22 protein-coding genes and 1 tRNA gene are annotated in these 24,835 nt (G+C 71.7%); 5 read left to right on the forward strand and 18 right to left on the reverse strand.

The window, feature by feature from the left end; genetic code table 11:
• Positions 1 to 389: 389 nt before the first annotated feature.
• Positions 390 to 2,246 carry a LuxR family transcriptional regulator gene (locus tag ABZ855_RS06255; protein ID WP_360801735.1) on the reverse strand — a complete coding sequence of 619 codons (1,857 nt, stop codon included), beginning with the start codon at positions 2,244 to 2,246 and terminating at the stop codon, positions 390 to 392.
• Positions 2,247 to 2,345: 99 nt separating this feature from the next.
• Between ABZ855_RS06255 and ABZ855_RS06260 the strand changes: the two genes are divergently transcribed.
• On the forward strand, positions 2,346 to 3,431 hold the full coding sequence (locus ABZ855_RS06260; protein WP_360801738.1) for a M12 family metallopeptidase: 1,086 nt from the start codon (positions 2,346 to 2,348) through the stop codon (positions 3,429 to 3,431).
• Positions 3,432 to 3,567: 136 nt separating this feature from the next.
• Here ABZ855_RS06260 and ABZ855_RS06265 read toward each other — a convergent pair whose 3' ends face one another.
• From ABZ855_RS06265 to ABZ855_RS06285, 5 genes are all read right to left on the reverse strand, one after another.
• Positions 3,568 to 4,944 carry an NtaA/DmoA family FMN-dependent monooxygenase gene (locus tag ABZ855_RS06265; protein WP_360801741.1) on the reverse strand — a complete coding sequence of 459 codons (1,377 nt, stop codon included), beginning with the start codon at positions 4,942 to 4,944 and terminating at the stop codon, positions 3,568 to 3,570.
• A 20-nt stretch (positions 4,945 to 4,964) separates the two neighbouring features.
• Entirely contained in the window at positions 4,965 to 6,203 is a 1,239-nt protein-coding gene (locus tag ABZ855_RS06270) for an LLM class flavin-dependent oxidoreductase (RefSeq protein WP_360801744.1), read from the reverse strand.
• 49 nt (positions 6,204 to 6,252) lie between these two features.
• On the reverse strand, positions 6,253 to 6,507 hold the full coding sequence (locus ABZ855_RS06275) for a putative leader peptide (protein ID WP_360801747.1): 255 nt from the start codon (positions 6,505 to 6,507) through the stop codon (positions 6,253 to 6,255).
• Positions 6,485 to 7,363 carry a glutathione S-transferase C-terminal domain-containing protein gene (locus ABZ855_RS06280; protein ID WP_360801750.1) on the reverse strand — a complete coding sequence of 293 codons (879 nt, stop codon included), beginning with the start codon at positions 7,361 to 7,363 and terminating at the stop codon, positions 6,485 to 6,487. The genes ABZ855_RS06275 and ABZ855_RS06280 overlap by 23 nt, the downstream gene beginning before the upstream one ends.
• An 89-nt stretch (positions 7,364 to 7,452) precedes the next feature.
• Complete coding sequence (locus ABZ855_RS06285) at positions 7,453 to 7,572, reverse strand: putative leader peptide (RefSeq protein ID WP_319201754.1); 120 nt, start codon at positions 7,570 to 7,572, stop codon at positions 7,453 to 7,455.
• Between the two features lie 214 nt (positions 7,573 to 7,786).
• Here ABZ855_RS06285 and ABZ855_RS06290 point away from each other — a divergent pair, with 214 nt between their 5' ends.
• The 3 genes from ABZ855_RS06290 (at position 7,787) to ABZ855_RS06300 (ending at position 11,453) form a co-directional block, all read left to right on the forward strand.
• Positions 7,787 to 8,926: an acyl-CoA dehydrogenase family protein gene (locus ABZ855_RS06290; RefSeq protein WP_360801754.1), complete on the forward strand. Its 1,140-nt coding sequence runs from the start codon at positions 7,787 to 7,789 to the stop codon at positions 8,924 to 8,926.
• Positions 8,927 to 9,009: 83 nt separating this feature from the next.
• The gene (locus ABZ855_RS06295) at positions 9,010 to 10,158 is read left to right on the forward strand and encodes an SDR family oxidoreductase (RefSeq protein WP_360801757.1); all 1,149 of its coding nucleotides are present in this window, start codon (positions 9,010 to 9,012) and stop codon (positions 10,156 to 10,158) included.
• Positions 10,155 to 11,453: an aminotransferase class III-fold pyridoxal phosphate-dependent enzyme gene (locus ABZ855_RS06300; protein ID WP_360801760.1), complete on the forward strand. Its 1,299-nt coding sequence runs from the start codon at positions 10,155 to 10,157 to the stop codon at positions 11,451 to 11,453. Before ABZ855_RS06295 ends, ABZ855_RS06300 begins: the two co-directional genes overlap by 4 nt.
• A 22-nt stretch (positions 11,454 to 11,475) precedes the next feature.
• Here ABZ855_RS06300 and ABZ855_RS06305 read toward each other — a convergent pair whose 3' ends face one another.
• The 7 genes from ABZ855_RS06305 to ABZ855_RS06335 all read right to left on the reverse strand — a co-directional run bounded on the left by ABZ855_RS06305 (position 11,476) and on the right by ABZ855_RS06335 (position 18,398).
• A complete protein-coding gene (locus ABZ855_RS06305; RefSeq protein WP_360801763.1) occupies positions 11,476 to 13,038 on the reverse strand; it encodes an AarF/UbiB family protein in 1,563 nt (520 codons plus the stop codon).
• 193 nt (positions 13,039 to 13,231) lie between these two features.
• On the reverse strand, positions 13,232 to 13,954 hold the full coding sequence (locus tag ABZ855_RS06310; protein WP_360801766.1) for a hypothetical protein: 723 nt from the start codon (positions 13,952 to 13,954) through the stop codon (positions 13,232 to 13,234).
• Positions 13,955 to 14,044: 90 nt separating this feature from the next.
• Entirely contained in the window at positions 14,045 to 14,602 is a 558-nt protein-coding gene (locus ABZ855_RS06315) for a sigma-70 family RNA polymerase sigma factor (protein WP_360801769.1), read from the reverse strand.
• A 329-nt stretch (positions 14,603 to 14,931) separates the two neighbouring features.
• Positions 14,932 to 15,393, reverse strand: a complete 462-nt coding sequence (locus ABZ855_RS06320) for a (2Fe-2S)-binding protein (RefSeq protein ID WP_360801772.1) — start codon at positions 15,391 to 15,393, stop codon at positions 14,932 to 14,934.
• A gap of 145 nt (positions 15,394 to 15,538) precedes the next feature.
• The gene (locus tag ABZ855_RS06325; RefSeq protein WP_360801775.1) at positions 15,539 to 17,653 is read right to left on the reverse strand and encodes a molybdopterin cofactor-binding domain-containing protein; all 2,115 of its coding nucleotides are present in this window, start codon (positions 17,651 to 17,653) and stop codon (positions 15,539 to 15,541) included.
• A gap of 261 nt (positions 17,654 to 17,914) precedes the next feature.
• Positions 17,915 to 18,229 (reverse strand): glyoxalase/bleomycin resistance/dioxygenase family protein, encoded by a 315-nt coding sequence (locus ABZ855_RS06330; protein WP_360801778.1) that lies wholly within the window; start codon positions 18,227 to 18,229, stop codon positions 17,915 to 17,917.
• Between the two features lie 95 nt (positions 18,230 to 18,324).
• Positions 18,325 to 18,398, reverse strand: a tRNA-Pro gene (locus ABZ855_RS06335).
• A 168-nt stretch (positions 18,399 to 18,566) separates the two neighbouring features.
• On the opposite strand from ABZ855_RS06335, the gene ABZ855_RS06340 reads away from it, so the two are divergent.
• On the forward strand, positions 18,567 to 19,109 hold the full coding sequence (locus ABZ855_RS06340) for an excalibur calcium-binding domain-containing protein (RefSeq protein ID WP_360801781.1): 543 nt from the start codon (positions 18,567 to 18,569) through the stop codon (positions 19,107 to 19,109).
• 20 nt (positions 19,110 to 19,129) lie between these two features.
• Here ABZ855_RS06340 and ABZ855_RS06345 read toward each other — a convergent pair whose 3' ends face one another.
• The 5 genes from ABZ855_RS06345 to ABZ855_RS06365 all read right to left on the reverse strand — a co-directional run bounded on the left by ABZ855_RS06345 (position 19,130) and on the right by ABZ855_RS06365 (position 24,808).
• Complete coding sequence (locus ABZ855_RS06345) at positions 19,130 to 19,915, reverse strand: NPP1 family protein (protein WP_360801784.1); 786 nt, start codon at positions 19,913 to 19,915, stop codon at positions 19,130 to 19,132.
• Positions 19,916 to 19,987: 72 nt separating this feature from the next.
• A complete protein-coding gene (locus ABZ855_RS06350; RefSeq protein WP_360801787.1) occupies positions 19,988 to 20,899 on the reverse strand; it encodes a YceI family protein in 912 nt (303 codons plus the stop codon).
• An 80-nt stretch (positions 20,900 to 20,979) separates the two neighbouring features.
• Positions 20,980 to 22,065, reverse strand: a complete 1,086-nt coding sequence (locus ABZ855_RS06355) for a maleylacetate reductase (RefSeq protein ID WP_360801790.1) — start codon at positions 22,063 to 22,065, stop codon at positions 20,980 to 20,982.
• Complete coding sequence (locus tag ABZ855_RS06360; RefSeq protein WP_360801890.1) at positions 22,062 to 22,901, reverse strand: intradiol ring-cleavage dioxygenase; 840 nt, start codon at positions 22,899 to 22,901, stop codon at positions 22,062 to 22,064. Before ABZ855_RS06360 ends, ABZ855_RS06355 begins: the two co-directional genes overlap by 4 nt.
• Positions 22,902 to 23,068: 167 nt before the next feature.
• On the reverse strand, positions 23,069 to 24,808 hold the full coding sequence (locus ABZ855_RS06365) for an FAD-dependent monooxygenase (RefSeq protein WP_360801793.1): 1,740 nt from the start codon (positions 24,806 to 24,808) through the stop codon (positions 23,069 to 23,071).
• Between the last annotated feature and the right edge of the window lie 27 nt (positions 24,809 to 24,835).

The following is a 24,835-nucleotide window of genomic DNA, read 5'->3' on the forward strand; positions in this document are numbered from 1 at the left end:
GCCCGTCGACGACGGGACGAAGTCCCTCCGACACCGGCCCGCCCACGCCTCCGTGGACTCAGGCACCGCCCGCCCGGACCTGCCCAACACGCGACGTCCGGCGCCAGGGCTGCCTCTCGACGTTGATGGCGGCCGAGCCGGCCCCGGCGGCCGCACCCACTGCATGACCGACCCTGCCTCCAGCCACCCCTCAACCCGGAACTCGGGCCCCCACCCGCTCGGCCCCGCCGACCAGGCGACATCCGGTGACGAGCAGGCGCCCTCGGCCCTCGGGGGTGGCCAGGCCCTCCCTGGCGGCCACACCGACCATGCCGCTGGGCAACGTAGGGCGAGCCGTCATCCGGTGGGCGCTCGAACACCTGACGTCGCCGCCCCCCCTCCCCCTGCCATCACGCCGACCGTGTCGCCGCCTGCCCCTCCGCCAGGAGCCACGGCAGTGCGGCCCTGTCGTTTTCGCCGAGGCGGGTGTAGGCGCTGTAGAGGTGGTTGCCGACCGTGCGGATCGACAGGGTCAGGCGGTCCGCGATCTGGCGGTTGGTCAGGCCTGCGGCTGCCAGGGTGACGATCTGGCGTTGGCGGGCGGTGAGTTCACCCAGCACCAGGCCGGAGAGGGCCGGGGTACGGGCGCCCTGGCAGCGGCGGGCCAGGGTCATCGCCCGGGAGCGGGATCTGCGGGCGGCGCGGGGGTCTCGGTGGGCCGGGACGGCCTGGGCGTGGGCCTCGGCGGCGAAGAGCAACAGGCCTCGTCGTTCGAGGAGTTCGGCGGCGCGGTCCAGTGCCGGGCCGTCCTGGCGGACGAGTGCGTCGGCGTGCCGGGCCAGGGGTTCGGCCTTCTCGCCGGGGAGTTGGGCGAGCCGGTCCGCGACCAGGTGTGGGGCTCCGAGGCGTACGGCTTCGTAGAGGACGTACGCCTCTCCCTCGCCCGATGCCTCGTCGGTGACGTCGCCGTGTGCCGGCCTTGGCCAGGTGGTCGCCCGGTCGGGGGACGCGTGGCCGGCGAGGGCCTCGGCCGCGGTGGCGACCTCGCTCAACTGGGCCGCCGCCAGCGCCAGTTCCGTACGGCAGGACAGGTCGTCCGGGGTGCCACGGAGGCCTTCCCTGGCCCAGGACAGGGCCTCGCGCAGTTCGCCGCGCAGTCGGGCGAAGCGGGCCCGTACGGTCGCGTAGTCGGCCGGTACGGCCGGGTGCGGGGCCGTGCTCTCGGCCGTCAGCCAGTCGCCGATGGGGCCCGCCGGTTCCTGGACGTCGGCGCGTTCGATCCGCTCGGCCAGTTCCGCGCGCTCCGAGTCCAGGGCCGACGCGCAGTCGGCCGGAGGGCGGGACAGCCGCCGGGCCCGCAGCTGCCCGGCGCCCGCGCGCAGGACGGGGCCGTGCAGGGGGTGGGCGAGGCGCACCTCGGACAGGGCGTCGACACGGATCAGGCCGTCCGCTTCGAGGGACTCAAGCGCGTCCAGGTCGAGGTCGGCGAGATCGAGTGGAAGGGGTTCGCTGAACGCCAGGCGTTCCAGGGTGTCCCGCTTGTCGGCGTGGGCGCGGGCCGGGTCCAGGGCCTGTGCGGTTCGTTCGCGGATCGCCGCCGTCACGGGTACGGGGCCGCGCCAGAGCAACTCGTCCGATTCCAGGGTGAGTTCGCCGTGTGCGCGCACCGCGCCGATCAGGTCGCGCAGCAGTCGCAGGTCACCCTGGCAGAGGTGGTGCAGTCGGCGGGCGGTGAGCGTCTCGACCGGGCCACCGGCACCGGCCGCGATCAGCGGGGCCGTGTCCGCGAGGGGCAGCGGCGCGAGGGCGAGCCGCGGCAGCACCTCGCCGGTCCACAGCCGGGACACCGCACCGGGAGCGGACGCCCCGTCCGTCGCCACCACGAGCAGCCGGGTACGTCCGTGCACCGCGAGCTGGTGGACGAGGGCGGCCGAGGAGTCGTCGAGCAGATGGGCGTCGTCGACCAGCAGGGACCGTACGCCGGTGAGGAGTTGGACCGCGCGGTGCAGCGAGACCTGCTCCGGGAGGAGGTGGGCGAACGCGGCGAAGGCGATGCCCCGGGTCTCGGGCGTGCCGATCACCTTCGCGCAGTCGGTGCCCCGGACGGCCTCCGTGACGAGTCGGGTCTTGCCGTGCCCGGCCGGGCCCGTCACCACGACGCCGTGCCGTTCGCCCGCCAATGACCGGCGGACCAGCTCCAGTTCGTCGTCCCGTCCGGTGAACGGCCAGCTCGGTTCCAGGGCCTCGGCGTCCCGTAGCGAAGTCATCACGTGAACTAGAGCAGGGCTACTCAGCTTTGATACAGGCCGACTTGAGTAGCCCCCGACTCAGGCGCCCGCACGCCCGTGGGCCGCAACCTGTTCCCCATGAACGCACGGTTCTGCTCACTCCCGCAGCAGCCGGCCCCCACGTTCCCACCGGGGTTGCCGGCCGAGCGGCTCAGCGCGCTCCTGGCGGGGCGGCTGAAATGGGTGAACGGCACCGTGCTCCACTACTACTTCTTCGACCGGGACGGCGACGGCTCGGTCATCCCCCTGCCGGGGACCGGGGAGACCCGGTGGGAGTCGTGGGTCGGCGCCGAGGCACAGCGCGACGTCGTCCGCGACTGCTTCGGGGAGTGGCTCGGCCTGGGGATCGGGCTCTCCTTCGTGGAGGTGCGCGACCGTTCGGAGGCAGAACTGCGCATCGGTTTCCAGACCGGTGACGGTTCGTACTCCACGGTCGGACGGGACGCACTCTCGGTGGGCCTGGGGCGGCGCACGATGAACTTCGGCTGGGACCTGACCGCGCCCGGGGAGCGCGCGACGGCCCTGCACGAGATCGGGCACGCCCTGGGCCTGCTGCACGAGCACCAGAGCCCGTTCGCAGGCCTCCACTGGGACGACGAGGCGGTGTACGACGATCTGGCGGGGCCGCCGAACTTCTGGGGCCGCGACAGGACGTACGCCAATGTGCTGCGCAAGCTCGACCCGGACGAGGTCAACGGCTCCGTCTGGGACCCGCTGTCGATCATGGAGTTTCCGTTCGCGGCGGGGCTGATCCTCGAACCGGAGCAGTTCCGGTCCGGGGTACGGCCGCCGGGGACCCTCTCCCCGGCGGACAAGGAGGTCGTGCTCCGCTGGTATCCGCCGACGGGCACGCACCGGCCGGCCGAACTCGTGCCGTTCCGGTCCGCTCCCCTGTGCCTCGGCGCGGGCGAGCAGGCCGACTTCGCGATCGCGCCGCCGGAGACCCGCGACTACACCGTGGGCACCTTCGGGGAGAGCGACACGGTCGTGGCGGTCTTCGAGGAGATCGACGGCGAGCCGCGCTATCTCGCCGCCGGGGACGACGGCGGCACTCCGCACAACGCCCAGGTCAGGGTCCGGCTCGTCAAGGGCCGCAACTACTTCGTCCGGGTACGCCTCTATTCCACCTGGGGATCGGGGGAAACGGCCGTCATGTGCTGGTGAAGCTGGGGGCAGAGACCAGCACATGACGGCCGCGGACGAATCGAACCAACCGTCGGGCACTCGGGGGAGCGGTCGAGGACGTCACCTTCTGGGGGAGGGTGACGTCCTCGACCACGCCATGCGGGTACGGGAACTGTCAGGACGCCGCCCGCTCCCCCGCCTTCTCGGCGTCGGGGTGGGCGAGGCCGAGGTGGTCGCGCAATGTCGTGCCCTCGTACTCGGTGCGGAAGACGCCGCGTTCCTGGAGGAGCGGGACGACCTTGTCGGCGAACGGGTCGAGGCCGGTCGGGGTGATGTGCGGGACGAGGATGAAGCCGTCGCTGGCGTCGGCCTGAACGAAATCGTTGATGGTCGCGGCGACGGTGGCCGGGGAGCCGACGAAGTTCTGCCGGTTGCTGGTCTCGATCACAAGGTCACGGATGGACCAGTTGTTGGCCTCCGCGCGCTCGCGCCATTCGCGGGCGGTGGCCAGCGGGTCGCGGTACATCCGCACCTGGGCCCGCCCCCGGGCGATGGTGTGTTCGCCGAGGTCGGGGTCGATGTCGGGCAGCGGCCCGTCGGGGTCGTACCCGGAGAGGTCGCGGTTCCACACGAACTCGAGGTGCTTGATGGCGGTGGCACCGCTGACCTGCTGACGGCGTACCTCGTGGGCGAGTTCCTCCGCCTCGGCGTCGGTGTCGCCCAGGACGAAGCTCGCGGCGGGCAGGATCTTCAGCTCGTCCGCGTGGCGGCCGTACTTGGCGAGGCGGTTCTTGACGTCCGTGTAGAAGGCCTGGCCCTCGGTGAGGGTGGCGTAGCGGCTGAAGATGGCGTCGGCGGTGGAGGCGGCGAACTCTCGGCCCTCGTCGGAGTCACCGGCCTGGAAGATCACCGGGCGGCCCTGCGGGGAGCGGGGCACGTTGAACTGTCCCTCGATGTCGAAGTGCTGCCCGTGGTGGACGAAGGCGCCGGCCTTCGCGTCCCGCAGGAAGGTGCCGCTCTGCTGGTCGGCGAGGATCTCCTCGCCCTGCCAGGAGTCGAAGAGCTCGCCCGCGGTCTGGAGGAACTCCTTGGCCCGCGAGTAGCGCTCCTCCTGGGGGAGGAAGCCGCCGCGGCGGAAGTTCTCGCCGGTGAAGGCGTCCCAGGAGGTGACGACGTTCCAGGCGGCACGCCCGTCGGAGAGGTGGTCGAGGCTGGCGAACTGGCGGGCCACCTCGTAGGGCTCGTTGAAGGTGGAGTTGATGGTGCCGGTGAGCCCGAGGTGCTCGGTGACGGCGGCGAGCGCGGCCAGGACGGTGAAGGTGTCGGGGCGTCCGACAACGTCCAAGTCGTAGATTTTTCCGCCCTGTTCACGCAGTCGCAGGCCCTCGGCGAGGAACAGGAAGTCGAACTTGGCGCGTTCGGCGGTCCGCGCGAAGTGCGCGAAGGAGCTGAACTCGATATGGCTGCCGGCCTGCGGGTCGCTCCACACGGTGGTGTTGTTGACCCCGGGGAAGTGCGCGGCCAGATGGATCTGCTTCAGCGGCTTGCTCATGGTCGTACGGTCCTTCCGGCTCAGGCGCTGACAGAGGCAGTGGCGGTGGCGTAGCGGTTGGCCGGACGGCCCAGGCCCAGCAGCCCGCGCAGGGTGTCGGCCTCGTACGCCTGCCGGAAGACGCCCCGGCGCTGGAGTTCGGGGACCAGCCCCTGGGTGATGGCGGGCAGATCGTGCCCGGCGACAGCCGGCCGCAGCCGGAAGCCGGACAGTCCGGCCGACGCCAACTCCTGGAGCAGGTCGGCGAGTTGGCCGGGCGTACCGGCGAATATCCGGGCGTCGCTGGTGTATTCGTACCCGGCGAGGGCGTCCAGCCGCTCCCGGCGGGCCGCCGCGGCCTCCGGGGTCTCGTCGAGAAAGACCACCAGGTCGCCGAAGACGTGCAGGAGTTCACCGGCGCGGCCGGCCGCCGACTGCTCGGCTCGGATCTCCTCGACGATGGCGCGCGCCTGGGCCGCGTCGTGCGGGGTGACATAGCCGACGTCGGCCGAGCGGGCCACCAGGCGGTACGGGACGGTCGCATGGGCCAGCGCGGTGACCACCGGCTGTCCCTGCGGCGGGCGAGGGGTGATCGAGGGGCCCTTGACACTGAAGTGCGGGCCCTCGAAGTCGATGTAGTGCAGCTTCTCCCGGTCGACGAACCGGCCGGTGGCGGTGGAGCGGATCTCCGCGTCGTCCTCCCAGCTGTCCCAGAGCCGGCGCACCACCTCGACGTAGTCGGCGGCCTCGTCGAAGAGGGCGGCCGCCGACTCCCAGGCCCGCGGGTCGGTCACCGAGGCGACGTCCGGCACGGAGCGGCGGCCGAAGTGGGCGGTCTCGTTCTGCCGGGCGGTGATCTGGACGCGCAGTCCCGCGCGGCCGGTGCTCACATAGTCGAGAGTGGCGATCGCCTTGGAGATGTGGAACGGCTCGGTGTGCGTGGCCACCACGGTCGGCACCACACCGATGTGCCGGCTGAGGGGAGCGACGCGGGCGGCGATCAGGACCGCGTCGAGGCGGCCCCGGACCTGGTCGGTTCGCCCGTCCTGCTCGAGCGGGTGCGAGGACTGGAGGCCGAGGCCGTCCTCGATGGTCACGAAGTCGAGCAGTCCGCGCTCGGCCTCGGCGACCAGATCGGCCCAGTAGCGGGCGGTGAACAACTCCCCCGGCCTGGCGACGGGTTCACGCCAGGCGGCCGGGTGCCAGCCGGCGCCGTCCAGGGCGACGGCGAGGTGGAGGGGGGCAGAGGAAGAGGAATGGGGCGAAGCTGATGCGGACACGACGAGGTGCCTTCCTGATCGACCGTACGGGAGAAAACCGAGACAGCGATCAGGGACGACAGAGCGCACCGGCCACCCGCAGGAGGTCGATGTGCCGCCGCGAGAACAACCTCGGACGGCATGGAATGGGCTTCAACACAACCAGGTCAACAACCACCCAGCCCCACGTCTTCCACCCTTTCGTGACAGCCAGATGAACACTGACCGCCCGCGAAACGCGCCCCATGGGGGCGCGGGGAACTGCGCGACAAGCCCCCACCGGAGCCGCAGCCAAAAACCGCCTAACCCGCGGAGCGCTTCGCATGGGCGGCCCAGTCCAGGATCTGCACCGCCGCCCCCGCGGCCTCCAGCCCCTGGCAGTGGGCGTGATGCCGGCGCGCGATGGCGTCGAGGTCGAGGTGGGGGCCGAACGCCGGGTGGGCGGCGAGCCGGCGGGCATAGGCCCACAGCGCGGGGTGGTCGGCGATGCGGTGCACGGCGGCGGCGTCCAGGTGCCAGCGGTGCACGGTGTCGAGGCGCACCAGGGCGACCCAGAGTTCCACGTCGGCGGCGGTCAGCCGGTCGCCGAGCAGATACGGGTCGGCGGCCAGCCGTGCGTCGAGCGAGCCCAGGGTACGCAGCAGGGAGGCGAGCGCCTCGGCGCGGTCGGTGTCGTCGGCGTCGGCGTCTCCGGCGCGCTGCGCGGTGGACGCGGGCCCGCCGAAGTGCTGGGCGCACAGCCGCTCGACGGCCTCGATCTCCGCTTCCTGACCGCACGGGTACAGCGTGGGACGGCCGCCGCCGAAGTGCTTGGCCAGGTCGCGCAGGATGTCCGGGGTGTGCGTGCTGACGATGCGCCCCGACCAGTCGTCGCTGAGCACGGGGGCGGTGGCGGCGCCGGAGTAGCGGTGCGCGCTCGCCTCGTACAGCGGGCGCAGTGCGGAGTGTCCGCCGCCGGGGGCGTCGGGGACGGCGGGCAGTTCGGTCACCGGACAGGCCGCGTCGAGGCCGAGGAGGCTGTGGGTGACGGCGATCCGCAGACAGTCGGGGTCGGCCGGGGACAGGTGGAGGCGGTAGCGGCGCGGCACGGCGTAGTGGCCGCTGCGCGAGTCCCGGCCGAGCCGGCCACGGAAGGCGGGGCCCGGACGGGCGGAGCCGGCGGCCAGTGGTGTGACGGACATGAGTCTCCCCAGGTGTGGTGCGCAGACGTACGCGCGGCGGAAGGCGTAGTCGGGTGGCCGCCGGTATGGCGCGGGGTGGGCGGCCGGGTTCAGCGCGGGCGGCTGATGGAGCTGCAGACTCGCTGCAGGTCGATGTGCCGGCGGGAGGTCAGCAGCGGGGTCGGCCGGGGTGGGTGAGCCACCCGAGGGGCCTTCGACTCCACGCGCATCACGTTTCCCTACCTTTTCACTAGGATTCCCAAATGGAGTGTCGATCCGCTCGCGGCACACGTCAAGGGCGTCTCGTACGGCGGACGCCCGGGGCGCCGGGCCGCGTCCGCCCCGCCCCTTCGGCGAGGGGTCCACACGGTGGGCTCGTAAAGCTCGTGACGAGACGAACGACGACGCCGGCGGCCTTCGCGGACCGAGGAAGCAGGGGACGACATGAGATTCCTGGAGCGCGAGCGCGCGGCCCTCACGAAGTTGCTGCCCGGCCTCGACGACGGGCTGCGGGCCCTGCCGCTGATGGTGCTGGAGAGCACGGAGAGTCCGGGCATCGGGCTGTTCAGGGAGTGCGGCGGCCCGGGGCTGCTGGCGCCGACGGCCCTCCAGGGGCGGGGCGCGACCGCTCTCGAAGCGGTACGGGTGCAGCGGGCACTCGGCAGCCGCTCCCCCTCGCTGGCGGTGGCGACGACCATGCACCACTTCTCGATGGCCACGCTGGTCGGGCTGAGCGAAGCCGGTGGGGGTGAGGGTCTGGAGTGGATGCTCGTCCAGGGCGTCGCGGCCGACAACCGCCTCATGGCGTCCGGCTTCGCGGAGGGCCGCAGCGGCACCGGCATCCTCTCCCCCGCCATGACCGCCACGGTGACCGCCGACGGCGTACGCGTCACCGGGGTGAAACGGCCGTGCAGTCTGGCCCGGTCGATGGATCTGCTCACGGCCAGCGTGATGGTGCCGCGCGAGGACGGCGAGGGCGAGGAACTGGCCGTGGCCCTGGTGCCCGCCGAGTCCGAGGGCCTGAGTGTCAGCGCCTTCTGGGCGAGCAGCTTCCTCGCGGGCGCCGAGAGCGACCAGGTCACCCTGGACGACGTCCTGGTACCGCCGGAACTGCTGGTGCGCACCGCGTCCCCGGCGGGCGCCCGGCTGGACGAGGTGCAGACCGCCGGGCTCATCTGGTTCGAACTGCTGATGACCGGCAGCTATCTCGGCGCCGCGAGCGCCCTGGTGGAGCGGGTGCTGCGCAAGGACCGGGTGCCCGACGCCGAACGGGTGCGGCTGCTGGTGGAGACGGAGGGCGCGATGGCCGCCGTGGAGGGCCTGGCCAGGCGGGTGGACGAGGCGACCCCCGACGAGTCCGCTCTCGCCGACTCCCTGTACGTGCGCTACACCGTGCAGGACACGCTCGCCCGGATCGTCCCGCGCGCGGTGGAACTGCTGGGCGGGCTCGGCTTCATGGCCTCGGACGAGATCGGCTACCTCGCCGCCTGCGTCAACGGCCTCGCCCTGCATCCGCCGTCGAGGTCACGGATGACGGGCCCACTGGCCGCGTATCTGGACGAGGCACCGCTGACGGTCGCCTGAGGGTTTTTCAGGCAGTACGAGACCCACGGCGCCGTACGACCCGACGCCGACCGTCGCCCATCCGACCGAGGGGGAACTTCGCCATGCCCGAAACCATGCCCGGGACGCGGCCAGACATCCGGCCCGACATCCGGCCCGGTACCCGGCCCACCGTCCTGCTCACCGGTGGCACCGGAGTGCTCGGCAGAGCTCTGATCGACGAACTCCTGCCCCACTTCCGCATCATCTGCCCGCGCCATCGCACCCCGGTGGACGATCCCCGGGTGCGGGAGTTCCACGCCGATCTGATGCAGCCCCGACTCGGCCTGTCCACAGCCGAGTTCACCGGTCTCGCCGCCGAGGTGGACGTCGTGCTCCACTCGGCCGCCGCCACCAACTGGCAGTGGGAACCCGACCTGATCCGGCGCGCCAATCTCGGCGGCACCCGCACGATGCTCGACCTCGCCGCCCTCGCCGACGCACCCTTCTTCCACATGAGCACCGCGTTCGTCGCCAACCCGCTGGCCCCGGAGGAACAGGAGCGCTTTCCCGGGGCCGCCGCGTATCTCGCCTCGAAGACGGAGGCCGAACAGGCGGTCCGGGAAGCGCCGGTGCCCGGGGTGATCATGCGGCCGTCGGTGGTGATGGGCGACTCGGTGACCGGCCGGATCGCCGGGGTGCAGGGGCTGACGCGGGCACTGGGGGCCATCGTCAAGGGCCAGGTTCCGGTCATGCCGGGTGGGCCGGACTCGCGCATCGACATGGTGCCCCAGGATGTCGTGGCCCGTGCGGTGGGCGACCTCATGCGCGGCGGGGTGACCGGGGGCGAGTACTGGCTGACGGCCGGCTCGGAGGTGCTGCCGCAGACCGAAGTCATCGACATCTGCCTGGAGTTCGCCGACCGGTACGGGCCCCGGCCGCATCCGCCCCGGCTGATTCCGCTGGAGTCCGTGCACCGGCTGCTGCTGCCGCTGATCGAGGGCCCCACGTTCCCGGAGTCGCTGCGCCGCCGCTTCCACACGTACGCGGAACTGCTGCTGGTCTTCCAGCGGGCACTGCCCTTCGAGTCGTCCCTCGGTACCCCGCACTGCGGCCGGGCGGTGACGAAGGCGGAGCTGCGCCGGGCCCTGGTGCGCAACCTGGTCGCCTGGGCAGCCCGCCCCGGCGGAATGCGCGGGCGGCAACGCGTCCCGTCGGCCACCACCTCCGCGAAACCCCAACAGTCGGTCCAGGAAACGGAGTTGGCGTCATGACGACGGTACCGATCGACTCCGGGATCCGCCCGGACAGCCGCGCGCACGTCGCTCACCTCTACCGCGAGCATCTCTCCTCCGGCCGGGCCGTCATGGGCACCGTGCTCGGCGGCATGCTGGAGACCGCGTCCGACGGGGCGTGGATCTTCACCGAGGACGGGCGCCGCTATCTCGACTTCGGCGGGTACGGGGTCTTCATCCTCGGCCACCGGCACCCCGCGGTGACAGCGGCCGTGCACTGCCAGGTGGACGCCCATCCGCTGGCCTCCCGGGTCTTCCTGGAGCCGGTCGCGGCCCGCGCCGCCGAGGCCCTCGCCGCCCGCACCCCGGCCGGTCTCGACCGGGTGCATTTCGTCAACTCCGGTGCCGAGGCGACCGAGGCGGCCCTCAAACTGGCGCGTGCCCACGGGCACACCGCGCTGGTCAGCATGGCCGGCGGCTACCACGGCAAGACCCTGGGCGCGCTCTCGGCGACCGCCAACGCCAAGTACCAGGAGCCCTTCCGCCCGCTGCTGCCGGACAGCCACGTCGTCCCCTACGGCGACGCGGACGCCCTGAAGGAGACGCTCGCCCTGCTCGGCGAACGGGCCTGCGTCATCGTCGAACCGGTGCAGGGCGAGGGCGGGGTGCGGATTCCGCCGCCGGGCCATCTGGCGGAGGTAAGCCGACTGTGCCGGGCGTACGGGGCGTTCCTGATCGTCGACGAGATCCAGACGGGCCTCGGGCGGCTGGGCTCGTGGTGGGGGCTGGACGGGGAGGGGCAGGAGGGCGTCGAGACCGCCGGGGAGGTCGCGCCGGACGTCCTCCTCGTCGGCAAAGGGCTGAGCGGCGGGGTGGTGCCCGTCGCGGCGATGGTCGCGACCGGGGCGGCGTATGGGCCGTTCTCCCGGGACCCCTATCTGCACACCTCGACGTTCGCCGCCTCGCCGATCGCCTGTGCGGCGGCGCGGGCGGCGGTCGAGGCGCTGGCCCGGGAGGATGTCGTCGCCAGGGCGCGGGCGATCGGTGCGGGGCTGCTCACGGGGGTTCGCGCGGTGTGCGCGCCGTACGTCGGCGGGCTTGTCCACGAGGTGCGCGGGCGGGGGCTGTTGATCGGCCTGGAGTTCACCGAGGAACGGTTCGTCGGTGAACTCGTCCTCGAGCTGGTCGGCCGGGGCGTCCTGGTCAACCACTCCCTCAACGCCTCCCGGGTGCTGCGTCTGACACCGCCCGCGATCATCGGCGACGACGAGGTGGGGCTCTTCCTGACGACTCTGGGGCAGGCGCTGCGGGACGTGGCACGACGGGTGGGCTGACGCCCGCGAAGGGGAAGAGGGGTCAGTGATGCGGGCGGCGGCGGTCGAAGAGGAGGGCGGCGGCGCCGAGCGCCATCAGTCCCCGCGAGGGGGTCCAGGGCCGCTGCCCGCCCATACCGGCGGGGGTATGCGGTTCATGGAGCTGGAGGGCGAACTGCCGGTTCGCGGCGTCGGAGAGGAGGCCGCGCAGCTGTTCGGGGGCGGACACGGCGAAGGACAGGAAGTCCATCGTGTTGCGGGCCGCCTGGTCGAGGGAGAAGTACTCGCGCAGCAGGGCCATGACGATCCCGCGCGCCTCCGCCTTGAACACCTCCGCGAGGGCGATGTCCGGGGCCAGGCAGCGCACCGAACCCTCCAGGTTGGCGAAGGACTTGCCCAGCAGCGAGATGGCGGGCGCCGAGCCGATGCCCCGCTTCGTCGCCTTCTCCAGCACGGTCGTCAGGGACACCCCGAAGTTGATGTCCTCCAGGGAGGCCGTGGCGACCTTGGGCACCAGGGCGGCCATGTCGGCGGCGAACGCCGGGAGGTTGGACCACGGGGTGACCCGGCCCATGTCCGCCCAGGCCCGGGCGAGGCCGTGGCCGTCGTTCTGGGCGAGCGCCATGAGAAGGGGCAGCAGTTGCAGGCTCGTACGCCGGTCGAGGCGGCCGATCATGCCCCAGTCGATGAGCGTGGCCGGGCCGCCGGGCAGCGCGAAGACGTTGCCGGCGTGCGGGTCGGCGTGGAACATGCGGTCGACGAAGTAGCCCCGGTACATGAAGCGCAGCAGGTCCTTGCCGATGTCCGTGCGCTCCCGGTCGCTGAACGAGCCGCGGTCGAGATGCCGTACGGAGGAGCCGGGCGCGAGCGACTGCACCAGCAGTTTCGGGGTGGCGTGGACGACCGTCGGCACGGCGAGGGTGGGATAGCGCCGGATGTGTTCACGGGCCTCGTCCATGTTGCGGGCCTCGCCGGTGAAGTCGAGTTCCGGTTCCATGGCGTCGAAGATGGAGCCGAGCATCGCCTCCATGTCGATGACCTCGTTGAAGCGGGGCGCGGTGCGGGCGAGGATCTTGGACGCCCTGCGCATCAGGGCCATGTCCGCGCGGACCGCGTCCCGGATGCCGGGGCGCTGCACCTTCACCACCGCCGGGTGCCCGCCGGGCAGGGTGACCCGGTACACCTGGGCGAGGGAGGCCGCGCCCAGCGGTCGTACGGTGTCGATGTCGTCGAAACGGCGCTTCCAGTCCGGTCCGAGCTGCTCCCTGAGGACGGGTTCGAAGACCGCGAAGGGCTGGACGTCGACCTGGTCGTGCAGGTTCTGCAGCTCCGCGATCATCGAGGGCGGCACCATGTCGGGCCGGGTGGAGAGGATCTGACCCAGCTTCACGTAGAAGGGGCCGAGACTCTCGAGCGCGTGCCGTACGGCCCTGGCGCGCCGGGTTCCGTCGCCCTCCCCTGCGCCTTCTCCCCCGTCGTCCTCGCCGTCGGCTCCGCGCCGGGAGCGGCGGCGGTCCCGGGCCAGCCGGCCGGCCTCTTCGGCCGCGAGGCTTCCCAGGACCTTCACGACCAGCCGAAGCCGGCTGCCGAGCAGGGCACTGCCCATGTGTCACGACCTTCTGTGTGTGCCGCGTTTCCTCGCAGCGCGTGCGAACGGGTGCCTATGCGGTGCGGGAGTGGGCGGTGGCCGACCCGGCGGGGCGGGACCGGCCCCGCCCCGCCGTCGGCTGCCGTGGTCAGCCGTCTGTCGGCTAGCGTGGTCAGCCGTCTGTCGGCTGCCCCGCGTCAGCCGGTGAGCGTCAGCCGCTCTTCCTCGCCGCCGGTGCCCGGCCGCCACCGCCCGTCACCGCTCCGGCGACCCCCTGGACGCTCTCCAGGACGCCGACCAGGTTCGCGACGAGTTCGGAGAGCTGGGCGATCTGGCGGGGCAGCGCCGCCAGCCCCTCCGCCATGTCGGCCGCTCCCGACACGGCCGACGACGCCCCGCCCGCCACCTGTCCGAGCACGGCCAGCGGATTGGCGCCCCCGCCCGCGAGCGCGGCGAGGGGGTTCGGGGCAGCTCCGGCGAGAGCGGCCAGCGGATTCGGGGCCGCCCCGGTCAGAGCGGCCAGCGGGTTGGGAGCCGCTCCGGTGAGGGCGGCCAGCGGGTTCGGGGCCGCGCCGGTCAGAGCGGCCAGCGGGTTGGGAGCCGCTCCGGTGAGGGCGGCCAGCGGGTTCGGGGCCGCGCCGGTCAGAGCGGCCAGCGGATTCGCGGCGCCGACTCCGGCGGCGGCGCCTGCCGCATTCGCCAGTGCGGCCACGGGATTTGCCACCCCGCCGAGCGCGGAGAGAGCACTGACGGTTCGCAGTACGTCGCCCGGCAATCCGTTCAGTGCCTGGTAGGGATTTCCCGCGGAGATCCAGTCCCCGGCACGGTATTCGTCACCCCTTCGGTCGAGAATGTCGTCGAAGGCCTTCTTGGTACTGTCGGCGATATCGCCGATGAAATCCTTGATCGTGTCCTGTGTATTGTTCCTGCCCACTACGATGCCTTCCTTGTCGACTGAACTCCCGTAACCCGGAAGTCGTTCACAAGAGGCCGGACGCACACCGAATCGCATTTCGGCCGTCCGTTACCTGTGGTGCGCCGGGGCCCCGTCCAGCGTCTGGGCGCACACGAGCCGCAGCCGTGCCCGCCCCCGGGTGAACGCGCCCTCGGCCGCCTTCAGGGAGATCTGGTGCATCCGGGCGAACTCCATCGTGGAGATACCGTCGGCGCGGGCCAGCATGACCTGGCGCTCACGGCCCCGCAGCTGCTGGACCTGGCGCAGCAGCCAGCGTCCGAAGTCCTCGTCGCACACGTCCTCGTCCGGCAGCACAGGCCTGCTGACGTGCGCGGTACGGCCCACCAGCCGTCGCCTGCGCTCCAGTTCGCGATAGTGGTCGACGCACAATCGCAGCGCGACCGAGGTCAGAAAGGGCCCGATCCGCTCCCGGTCGAGGTTGTCGTGGGCCGCCGCCCTGAGCATCGCCTCCTGGACGCAGTCCTCCGCGTCCTGGGCGGTCGGCAGCCGCCGGCGGACCAGTCTCATCAGTCGTTCCCGGTGGCCGGCGATCTCCGCCCAGGACAACTCCCGAAGAATTTTCCCATCGCCGATGACGAACTCGTTTGCACAGTCTTCCGAATTCATGCAGTACACGGCCCCGAAATGATCCCTTGGGTGCGAATCCAGAATATTCGCACGGCCTATCCCCAAACCCGACGGGAAAGGACTGTCCGGGTCAACTCACGGACAAACCGAGCCGATTGGCTACCACTCGTCCGAATGGAAAACCAGGGAATCACATCCACCGCACAGCACAACGTGCTATAAAACCCCTACGTCTATCGGGGCGGTGTTTTTACGCAGAAACGTCACATCATGATCAGGCCGATGGAATCTTCCACGGAAGCATACCCATATCGGCCACAGAGGAACTGAACTCGCCAATACCGGCCGACCTGCTTTCGCCCCGCGGGTCAGCCCTCGGTCCTGGCGGCGGCCTGTTTGATGGCCTCGCGGATCCGGCAGTACGTGCCGCAGCGGCAGACGTTCTCGATGGCGTCGATGTCCGCGTCGGTCGGCTCGGACGTGCGCTGGAGCAGGGCCGCGGCGGCCATGATCTGCCCCGGCTGGCAGAAGCCGCACTGCGCGACATCCTGGTCGAGCCACGCCTGTTGCACGGGGTGCAGGGTCTCGCCGTCGGCCAGCCCCTCGATGGTGGTGACGCTGCGGTCCGCGCACTCGGCGACGGGCACGACGCAGGGCTGGATCTCCGCGCCGTCGAGATGGCTGGTGCAGGCGCGACAGACGCCGACCCCGCAGCCGTACTTGGGGCCGGTCACGTCCAGCAGGTCGCGCAGCACCCACAGCAGCGGCATGTCGGCCGGGGCCTCGACGGTGACCGGTTTGCCGTTGAGGACGAAGGTGTAGCGGGGCATCGGAACCCTCTCGGAGGCGAGGTCGGGGTGGGGGGTGGGGCGGAGACGGGGACGGGGTTGGCGGCCGGAGGGAGGGGACGGGGGTAGCGGCGGGAGGGAGCGGGACGGGGGCAGGGGCGGGAGGGAAGCGGGACAGGGGCAGGTGTCAGAAGTTGAGGGGGAATCGCCGGGGCTTGGTGCCGGTGGCCCGGGCGTACGCGTTGGCGACCGCGCCCGCCGCAGCCGGCACCCCCAGCTCCCCGGCCCCGCCGGGCTCCCCCTTGGACGGCATGATGTGCGCCTCGAAGTGCAGGGGTGCGTGCCGCTGGCGGGCATAGTGGAAGTCGGCGAAGCTGCCCTCGCGCACCGCGCCCCGGTCGATGTGGAGGCCGGCCCGCAGGACGGTGGAGATGCCGTCGATCGTGGTGCCCATGAGCTGGGCCTCAAGTCCGCGCGGATTCACGGCGGTTCCGACGTCGGCCGCCATCACCGCCCTGGTGACCCGCGGGTTCTTCGGGTCGGTGGCGTCGATCTCGATCAGGCAGGCGACGCAGGAGCCGTACTCCTCGTGGACGGCCATGCCCTGCCCGTGTCCGGCGGGCATGGTCCGACCCCAACTCCCGGCGGACGCGGCCTTGTCGAGCACGGCGCGCACGGCCCTGCTGCGGAGTGCGGTGCGCCGGAAGGCGACCGGGTCCTTGCCGAGGCTGCGGGCGATCTCGTCGACCATGATCTCCTCGACGGTCCTGGTCGTCCCGGAGTCCACCGAGCGCCAGGCGCCGAGCGGTATCGCCGCCAGCTCCACCCCGCCCGAATCCCCGGACAGCCGGCCGAAGTTGTAGAGCCCGCTGTCGCTGGGCAGCGGACCCGCCTCCCGGATGCGTCCCGTCGGCGCGACCACTGACGTCACCCCGCCCTGCGCGGAGGTGCCCTCCCGCTCCCAGGCCTCGCTCACCGAAGCCGTCGCGTGGGCGAAGGCCACCACCCGGCCGCTCTTGTGGCTGGCTCTGATCCGGTGGTGGGTGGCCGGGCGCATGGCGCCGTGCCGCAGGTCGTCGCCTCGGCTCCACATCAGCTTGACCGGCCGACGGGCCGCCTTGGCGACCAGGGCGGCCTCGATGGCGAAGTCGTAGCTCAGCCGCCGCCCGAACGAGCCGCCGCCCCGCATCACATGGACCTTGACCTTCGACGGCGGCAGTCCGACCGCCGAGGCGATGGAGTCCCGCGCGTCCATCGGGGTCTGGGTGGAGAACCACAGCTCGGCGCGGTCCACGCGGACGTCCGCCACCGCGGTCAGCACCTCCATCGGGGCGTGTCCGACAAACGCGAACTCGAACTCGCCCGTCACCTGCGTCGATCCGCTCGGCGCCGCGCCCAGACGCGGGACGGCGGCGCGCAGCCGGGACCTGATGACCGCGTCGGAGAGCGCGGCCAGCGGGCCCGGCGCCCAGGTGATGCGCAGGGCGTCGCGGGCCTTGAAGGCGTGGTGGAAGGTGTCCGCGACCACGGCGACGCCGCCCGCGACCCGTACGACCGCGCGGACGCCCGGCATGGCGCGGGCCGCGCGGTCGTCGATCGTGCGGATCTTCCCGCCGAGCGTCGGCGGCCGGGCCACCACGGTCGGTTTCGCGCCGGCCACCTTCAGGTCGCCCGCGTACCGCGCCTTGCCGGTGATGATGTCCCGTGCGTCGATCCGGGTCGTCGGCTTCCCGATCACCCGGTGCCGGGAGGCGGGTTTGGGCTTGCTGGACACCCTGGGCCGGGTGACCTTCGCGGCGACCGCCGTCAGCGATCCGAAGGTGGCGCTGCGCCCGTCCGGTGCGACCACCATGGTGTTGCGGGTCCGCAGTGTGCGCGCAGGCAGCCGCCAGCGCTGGGCGGCGGCGGTCACCAGGCGGGCGCGCGCGGTGGCGGCCAGCGCGCGGGCCGGTCCGTAGAGCGAACTGACGGAGCTGGAACCGCCGGTGTACTGGTTGCCCTTGGTGCGGGCGTCGGCGAGCGGGATGTCGACGTCGGCCAGCCGGGCGTCGAGTTCCTCGGCGATCATCATGGCGACCGCGGTGGTGACCCCCTGGCCCACCTCGACACGCGGCAGCCGCACGACGACCCGGTTCGCCGCGGTGACCTCCAGGACCAGCATCTCGTCGTCGTCACCGGTCACCACGACGCCGGGCCGGGCGCCCGGGCCGGCGGCCCGGCGCTCGGCGCCCTCCGCCGACGACGTGTCGCAGCCGATCGGCGCGGCCACGGTCAGGGTGGTCGCGGCCAGCGAGTAAACCATGAACCTTCGACGGGACCACTGCCGCTCCATCGCCACCCCTGTCGTTCCGCGCGCTGTCTGTGCCTCTCCTGTGTATGAGGGGTCGGAGGACGCGGCGGTTGCGTGCGGCGCGAGGGTTTCGCCGCTCGTCGGCGGGAGAACAGCGGACGTGAACGCCCCTTCACCCGCGAGTTGTTGGCGGCCGTTCCCCGCGAGGGACGGCGCCCGGTCCGCCGTGCGGTCAACGATGAAGGTGGCCGCTCGTAACGTGGTCCTCGCCGTTCAGTCGCAGTGGACCTCGACGGTGCGGCCGTCCGGATCGGTGAGCAGATGGCGCCCTCGGACGAGCGGTTCGGCAGCCCGTGAGCCGTCGATCGTCAGGCCCAGACGCAGGGCGCCGGTCTGCTTGTCCGGGCCGGCCGGATACAGCTCGAACACCGCGCCGTCGCCCAGGACGGCGGCATAGTGCTCGGGGCCCTGGCCGTGTCGCTCCGCCGTGAAGCGCAGGCCGAGGCCCTCGTAGAAGCGCCGGCATTCCTCGAGCCGGGGCGAGTACAGCACCAGCAGGGTCACGCGCGCCGAGTTCGAGTCGGTCATGAGCTCCCTGTCTCCTCTAGGACGACGACCACAACATGATCAAGGGGCGGTCTCGGATTTCTCCGAAACCGCCCCTGATCTGCGACTCGTTCGAGTCGGGACGACAGGATTTGAACCTGCGACCCCTTGACCCCCAGTCAAGTGCGCTACCAAGCTGCGCCACGTCCCGTTGTGTCGACCCGCGGTCGCCCCGCGTGATCGCACAGAGAAACCCTACCGCACGCCCGCGTGGGCGTCCGAGCGGTCACGGAACGGTCACCGGCGCATCAAGGACCGCTTATCACCTCATCCGACGCTCTAACGTCGTCCCACCTGAAACGCAACAGGGGGGACGAGCATGAGCAACCCGTACAACACTCCCGGCATCCCGCCCGGCAACACGCCCCAGGGGCCGATACCGGGCCCGGGACCGGACCGGCAGGGCCCCAGATGGGCGCGCAAGAGATTCGTACTGCCCGCCATCGGGCTCGCGTTCATCATCGGGCTCGGCATCGGCGACGGCGGCCAAGGGGACGGGAAGGACCCGGTGTCCGCCGAACCGAAGCCCACCGCGACCGTCACCACCACCGCGACCGCCACGGTCACGGCCACCGCCACGGCGACCGAGACGGCGACGCCCGAACCCGCGGCCACGGTCACCGTGCTGGCGACGAAAACGGTGACGGCCGAACCGGCGCCGGACACCCGATCCGACACCGGCTCCGACAGCGGATCCGACGGTGGTTCCGGATCGGACGGGGGCTCCGACTCCGGTGGCGGCGACGTGTACTACCGGAACTGCGCGGCGGCCCGCGCGGCCGGAGCCGCCCCGGTGCATGTGGGTGATCCCGGCTATGGACGGCATCTCGACCGGGACGGCGACGGCGTCGGCTGCGAATGACGGGGACGATGACGGTGACGTCAGGCGTTCGGGTCGAAGGGGATGCCCGCCGGCATGGCCGCCGCCAGGTGGGAGTTGAAGTTTCCGTCCTTGAGGCCGAAGTTGGCGCTGCCCCAGTCGGCGGAGGTCAACTTGTCGCGGATGCCTGACGGGTAGCCGTTCCAGCCGACCAGCGCCGGGAACTGCCAGGTTCCCTTGTGGTTCTCCGGCGGCTCGTCGTTGGTGCCCGCGAGGCGGAAGCAGTGCGTCCTGATGCCGTCCTTGTGGTAGACGATCTTGGGATGCGTGCCGTCCCAGCGGACCTGGTCCCGGGTGTGGATGCTGAAGCTGCCGTGGTTGGAGGTCGAGACGTACTGCGCCACGCCGTCCCGCACCCACACCACCACGTGCTCCCAGTCGTGCCGATGCCCGCCGATGCTGCTTCCCGCGAGGGCCTGGTCCTTCTCGAAGTAGAGGCCGTAGATGATCGCGCACCAGCCGTTGTTGCACTTGTAGCGGGAGTAGCCGTTGGTGTTGTCGAGGTCGGAGGCGTCCCTGCACTGCCCGTTGAGAGAGCCGGTCGGCTTCAGGCCGCCGTTGAGGGTGCCCGTGGACCCGATGGCGGGGCTGGAGTAGCAGCCGTCGGTGTCGTAGTCGTAGGCCGGCTGGTACGTCTGTTCGGTGCTGTCCGCGTTGGCCGGCAGGGCCCCGGGCGGATCGGCCAGGGCCGTGCCGGGAAAGGCGACGACCAGCGCGACCGCGCTGCCGAGGACGAGCGAGGCTCTGCGGGTGCGCGTACGTCTCTTCGCGGGAGCGGCTTGGGTCATGAGTGCCTCCTGATCGATGACGTCCCGGGAACGGGCGCTCGGTCAGATTGGCATGCCCATATCATAGATGGGTCACTCGGGAGGCGTGGGGGTGTCGTGAGTCCGGTACATCGCCTGTACGTCCAGCTCGAGTTGGACCGTCGGACCGACCACCGCGATGCCCCGCGCCAGCATGGAACGCCAGTTGAGGGTGTAGTCCTCCCGGTGCAGTTCGGCCCTGGCGTGGGCAGCGCAGCGCAACTCCTCGCCGTAGCCGCCGTTGACCGATCCCAGGTAGGTCGTGTCCAGCGATATCGAGCGGCTCACGCCGTGCATCGAGAGCGAGCCCTGCACCGCCCACTTCGCGCCGGCCCGGTAGGAGAAACGCGAGCTGACGAAGTCGATGTACGGGAAGCGCTCGACGTCCAGGAAGTCCGGCGACCGCAGATGGTCGTCCCGGGTCCGGTTGCCGGTCGTGATGCTCGACGCGTCGATACGGACCTGGACCCGCGACTCGGTCATCGTCCGCGCCACCTGGATCCCGCCCTCGAACCGCTCGAAGCGACCGTGCACATGGCCCATGCCGACGTGCTTGGCGATGAACCGGATCGCCGTGTGCGGCGGGTCGAACAGCCAGGTGCCGGGCACCGGCAGGTCCAGCGGCCGGGCCGGCTCCAGCCGGACAGGTTGGGCCGGGAGTATCTCACCGGCGAGCAGATCGACCGCCTCACGGTACGGCGTCAGCCCCTCGGCGCTGACCATGAGGCTGTAGCGGCCTGCCGGCAGCACGGCGAGAAAGTAGCCGTACGGGTCCGTCGTACCGCGTGCCACCACCTGGTGGGCGTCGGTCGCGCTCACCGTCACCTCGGCGCCGCCCATCGGCTGGCCCAGCGGGTCGAGGACCTCGCAGTTGAGGGCCCCGGCCCCGGCGGGCAGGGGTAGTGCGAGGCCCGCGCGACCGGGGGCGCCTTTGGACCGCAGACGCCTGAGCAGTGCGAGGGCCATGGGAAATGCCTTTCTGTTGTCATATCTGTTGTGTATTCAGTTGTGTTTTAAGTTTTGGGTTCTTTTATCTTTTTTGGTTCTCAGTCCGTCGTCCCGGGCGCCGCGCCCCGGAACGCCGCGCGCAGCAGGGCAAGCACTCCCTCCTGCGTGACCTCGCGCGGGTTGGCGTAAGGCCGTTGAGCGGTGAGCTGGGTCGCCGCCACCTCCACATCGCCCTCCGTCAGGCCGAGTTCGGCGAGGGAGCGTGGTGCGCCAAGGCGTCCGGCCAGTTCCCAGAGGGCTGTCGGTGCGTCGGGCGCTCCGCCCAGCGCACGGGCGACGGCGTCGGCCGCGTCCGGGGCGGCGGGCGCGTTGTAGGCCAGGGCGTGCGGCAGGACCACCGTGTGGGTCTCGGCGTGCGGCAGGCCGAAGGTGCCGCCGAGGACATGGCACAGCTTGTGGTGCAGGCCCATGGTGGTGGCGCCGAGGCAGGAGCCGCACAGCCACGCCCCGTACAGGGCCCGGCCGCGGGCGTCGAGGGACGCCGGGTCGGCGGCCACGTCCGGGAGTGCCTCGGCCATCGCCCGTACACCTTCCCGGGCCATCAGGGAGACGAGCGGGGAGGCATCCGGGGCGTACAGGGCTTCCACCGCGTGCGCGATGGCGTTGATGCCGCTGGTCACCGAGAGCGGGACGGGAAGGGAGAGGGTCAGCTCGGGGTCGTACACCACACTGCGCGGCAGGACGGAGCGGTCGCGGCCGGTGCGTTTGACGCCCTGTTCGGTCAGGCCCCAGACGGGGGTCATCTCCGAGCCGGAGTAGGTGGAGGGCACGGCGATCAGCGGCAGGCCGGTGCGCAGCGCGATCGCCTTCCCCAGGCCGATCGCGCTGCCGCCGCCGACCGCCACGCACCCGTCGGCGCCCACTTCGAGCGCCACCGCCACGGCCCGTTCGGCGACTTCGACGGGTACGTGCATCCGCGCCTGGTCGTGCAGGCCGGCCAGGGCCGGTCCGAGTGCGTCGGCGACCGCCCGCGCGGTGTCCTTCCCGCGTGCGCCGCACACCACCAACAGCCGCCGCAGGCCGAGCCGTTCGGCCTCACCGGGCGTCGCGGTGACAGCCGCTCCGGCACGCAGGACGACCCGCATCGGCTGGGCCTCGTAGACGAAGTCCGGTGCGCCGCTCACGACTTACTCCCCACCGACTTCTCGGACTTTTCCAGTACGAGGTCGAAGCGCGCGTGGCGGAAGGGGTTCGGAACGCCGAACTCGGCTGCCAGGGGCGGGTCGTCGGTCTCGGCGAAGTCCTGAACCAGGCTCTCCTTCACGGCGAACACGGCGTCCGAGTCGAGGTAGTCGCTGCCCGCGACGAAGATGTGGGTGGTGACGGGTTCATGGCCCTCGGCCGTGGCGATGAAGTGGATGTGGGCGGGGCGGTAGGGGTGCCGGCCGGTGGCGTTCAGGAGGTCGCCGACCGGGCCGTCCGTCGGGATCGGGTACGGGCTCGGCACGCAGGTGCGGAACCAGAAGCGGCCCTCCGCGTCCGCGGTGAAGAGCCCGCGGCCGTTGCCCGGCGGCTGGATGTCGGGCTGCTGGACGTCGTAGTAGCCCTCGGTGTCGGCCTGCCAGACGTCGAGTACCGCGCCGGGCAGCGGAGTTCCGTCCCGGTCGAGCACCCGTCCGCTGACCACGCACGGCTCACCGGCGCCCACCAGGTCGATGTCGGCGCCGAGTTCCCGTACCGGCGACTCGGTCATGTGGAAGGGGCCGAGCACGGTCGACTCGGTCGCGCCCGGGTCACCGTGGCCGTTGAGGGTCTCCACGAGCATCGAGACGCCGAGGACGTCCGACAGGAGGATGAACTCCTGCCGGGTGTCGGTGCAGGTCTGCCCGGTCGCCGTCAGGAAGCCGATGGCCCGCTCCCACTCGCGCATCGTCGGCTCGGTCTCCCGGACGAAGGCGTGGAGGTGCCGGGTGAGGGCGGTGAGCAGCTCGCGCAGACGCGGGTCGGGGGTTTCGCTCATGCTGTCGACGACGGCCTCGGTGACGGCGGTCGTGAACCCGGCGGTCGTGAACCTGGCGCCCGCACCGCCTTCGCTCGCGCCGCCCCCTTCTCCCGCACCGCCTTCGCCCGCACCGTCTTCGCTCGCTCCGGCTTCAGTGGTCATGTCGTGCTCCTCGTCCCGTCCGGTCAGGCATGTCCGAGGATCTGTCGCAGGGCGTCCGTCAGCAACTGTTCGGCGTTCTCGGCCGCTTCGGCGTGTCGGAAGGCGACGAACCCGTCCGGGCGTACGAGGAGCACGCCCGCGTCGGCGATCTCGCTGAGGCCGGCCCAGTCGCCGTACGGGTCCTCGTACTCCTGGCCGGGGCCGATGACGACCGTGGCGATGTCGAGGGGCTGTGCCTTCGCGGCGCGTACCCAGGCGTCGCCGCCGATGCCGGTGAGGAGGGTGAAGCGGCCCCGGCCCACGGTGTCGAGGGTGGACAGGGTGCGGGTTCCCGAGGTGAGCCAGGCGTGCGGGATTCTGGCGCCGGGGCGGGTGGAGGGCTGGTGGTGCAGCTCGTGGTCGCGGGCGAAGCCGGGGACGGGGGTGCCGTCGGGGACGATCGCGGCGGACTCGTAGCGCTGGTTGAGGTCGACCCCGTGGGCGTTGAACTCGTACACCTTGGCGGCGATCGCCGCGCGCAGCCGGGCGCGCTGGCCGGCGGCGGCCTCGGTGGCGTCCTTGCGGGCGGCGATGTTGGCCCAGAGTTCCTCGGGGGTCTGCGGGGAGAGCCCGTCGAGGGCCTCGAAGATCGGGGCGGTCTCGGCGATGGACTTGTTGGCGCGGGTGACGATCTGCTTGCCGACGGGGGCGCGTTCGGCCGTGTAGCTGTCGAGCAGCGTGGGGGCGGCGACGCCTTCGAGGACCAGTTTCAGCTTCCAGGCGAGGTTGTAGGCGTCCTGGATGGAGGTGTTCGAGCCGAGGCCGTTGGACGGCGGGTGGCGGTGGACGGCGTCGCCGGCGCAGAAGACGCGCCCGTTGGCGTATGTCTCGGCGTACATCTCGTTGACCGTCCAGGCCGAGGACGACTTGACGGTCACGGGGATGTCGTCGTCGCCGACGAGCCTGCGGACGATGGATTCCGCGTACTCGGTGGTGAGGTCGGGGGCGCCGGCGGTCACGTCGTAGCCCCAGACGATCATCCACTCGTTCCAGGGGCGGACGTTGCGGACGAGGCCCGCGCCGATGCCGCCGACGGTGGCGCCGGGAGCGAGGACCCAGTAGAGGGTGGAGGGGCGGTGGGCCGTGTACCGGGTGAGGTCGGCGTCGAAGACGATGTTGATGCTGCCGGCGACGCCCATCTGGCCGCCCATGGGCAGCCCGGCGTCCTCGGCGACCTTGGAACGGCCGCCGTCGGCGCCGATCAGATAGCGGGCGCGGATCTCGTACGTGTCGCCGCGCAGCCGGTCGCGGACGGTGGCCGTGACTCCGGACGCGTCCTGAGTATGCGTCAGATACTCGGTCTGGAAACGGAGTTGGGTGCCTCGTGCGACGGCCGCGTCGACGAGGACGGGTTCCATCAGATGCTGCGGGAGGTCGCACATACGGGTGGGGCTGGCCAGTTCGTGAGCCGCCTGGACGAGCGGGTCGTTGCCCCAGGAGCGCACCCGGCCCAGTTCCTCGCCGGCCAGGCTGGTGCAGAAGGTGGTGTTGCCCATGAGGTGCTGGGGCGTGGCCCTGGCGACCACGTCGTCCTCCACGCCGAGGTCGCGCAGGACCTCCATCGTGCGCTGGTTGGTGATGTGCGCGCGGGGCGTGTCGGCGAGGCTCGCGTACCGGGTGACGACGATGTTGGGCACACCGTAGGTGCTGAGCGCGAGCGCGGCCGACGCCCCGGCCGGGCCGCTGCCCACGATCAGTACGTCGGTCTCGACAACGGTGGGCATGGGCTGCACTCCAGACGCTGGGCATGC

The organism is Streptomyces sp. NPDC047042 (genome assembly GCF_040644035.1).
Lineage (GTDB): Bacteria > Actinomycetota > Actinomycetes > Streptomycetales > Streptomycetaceae > Streptomyces.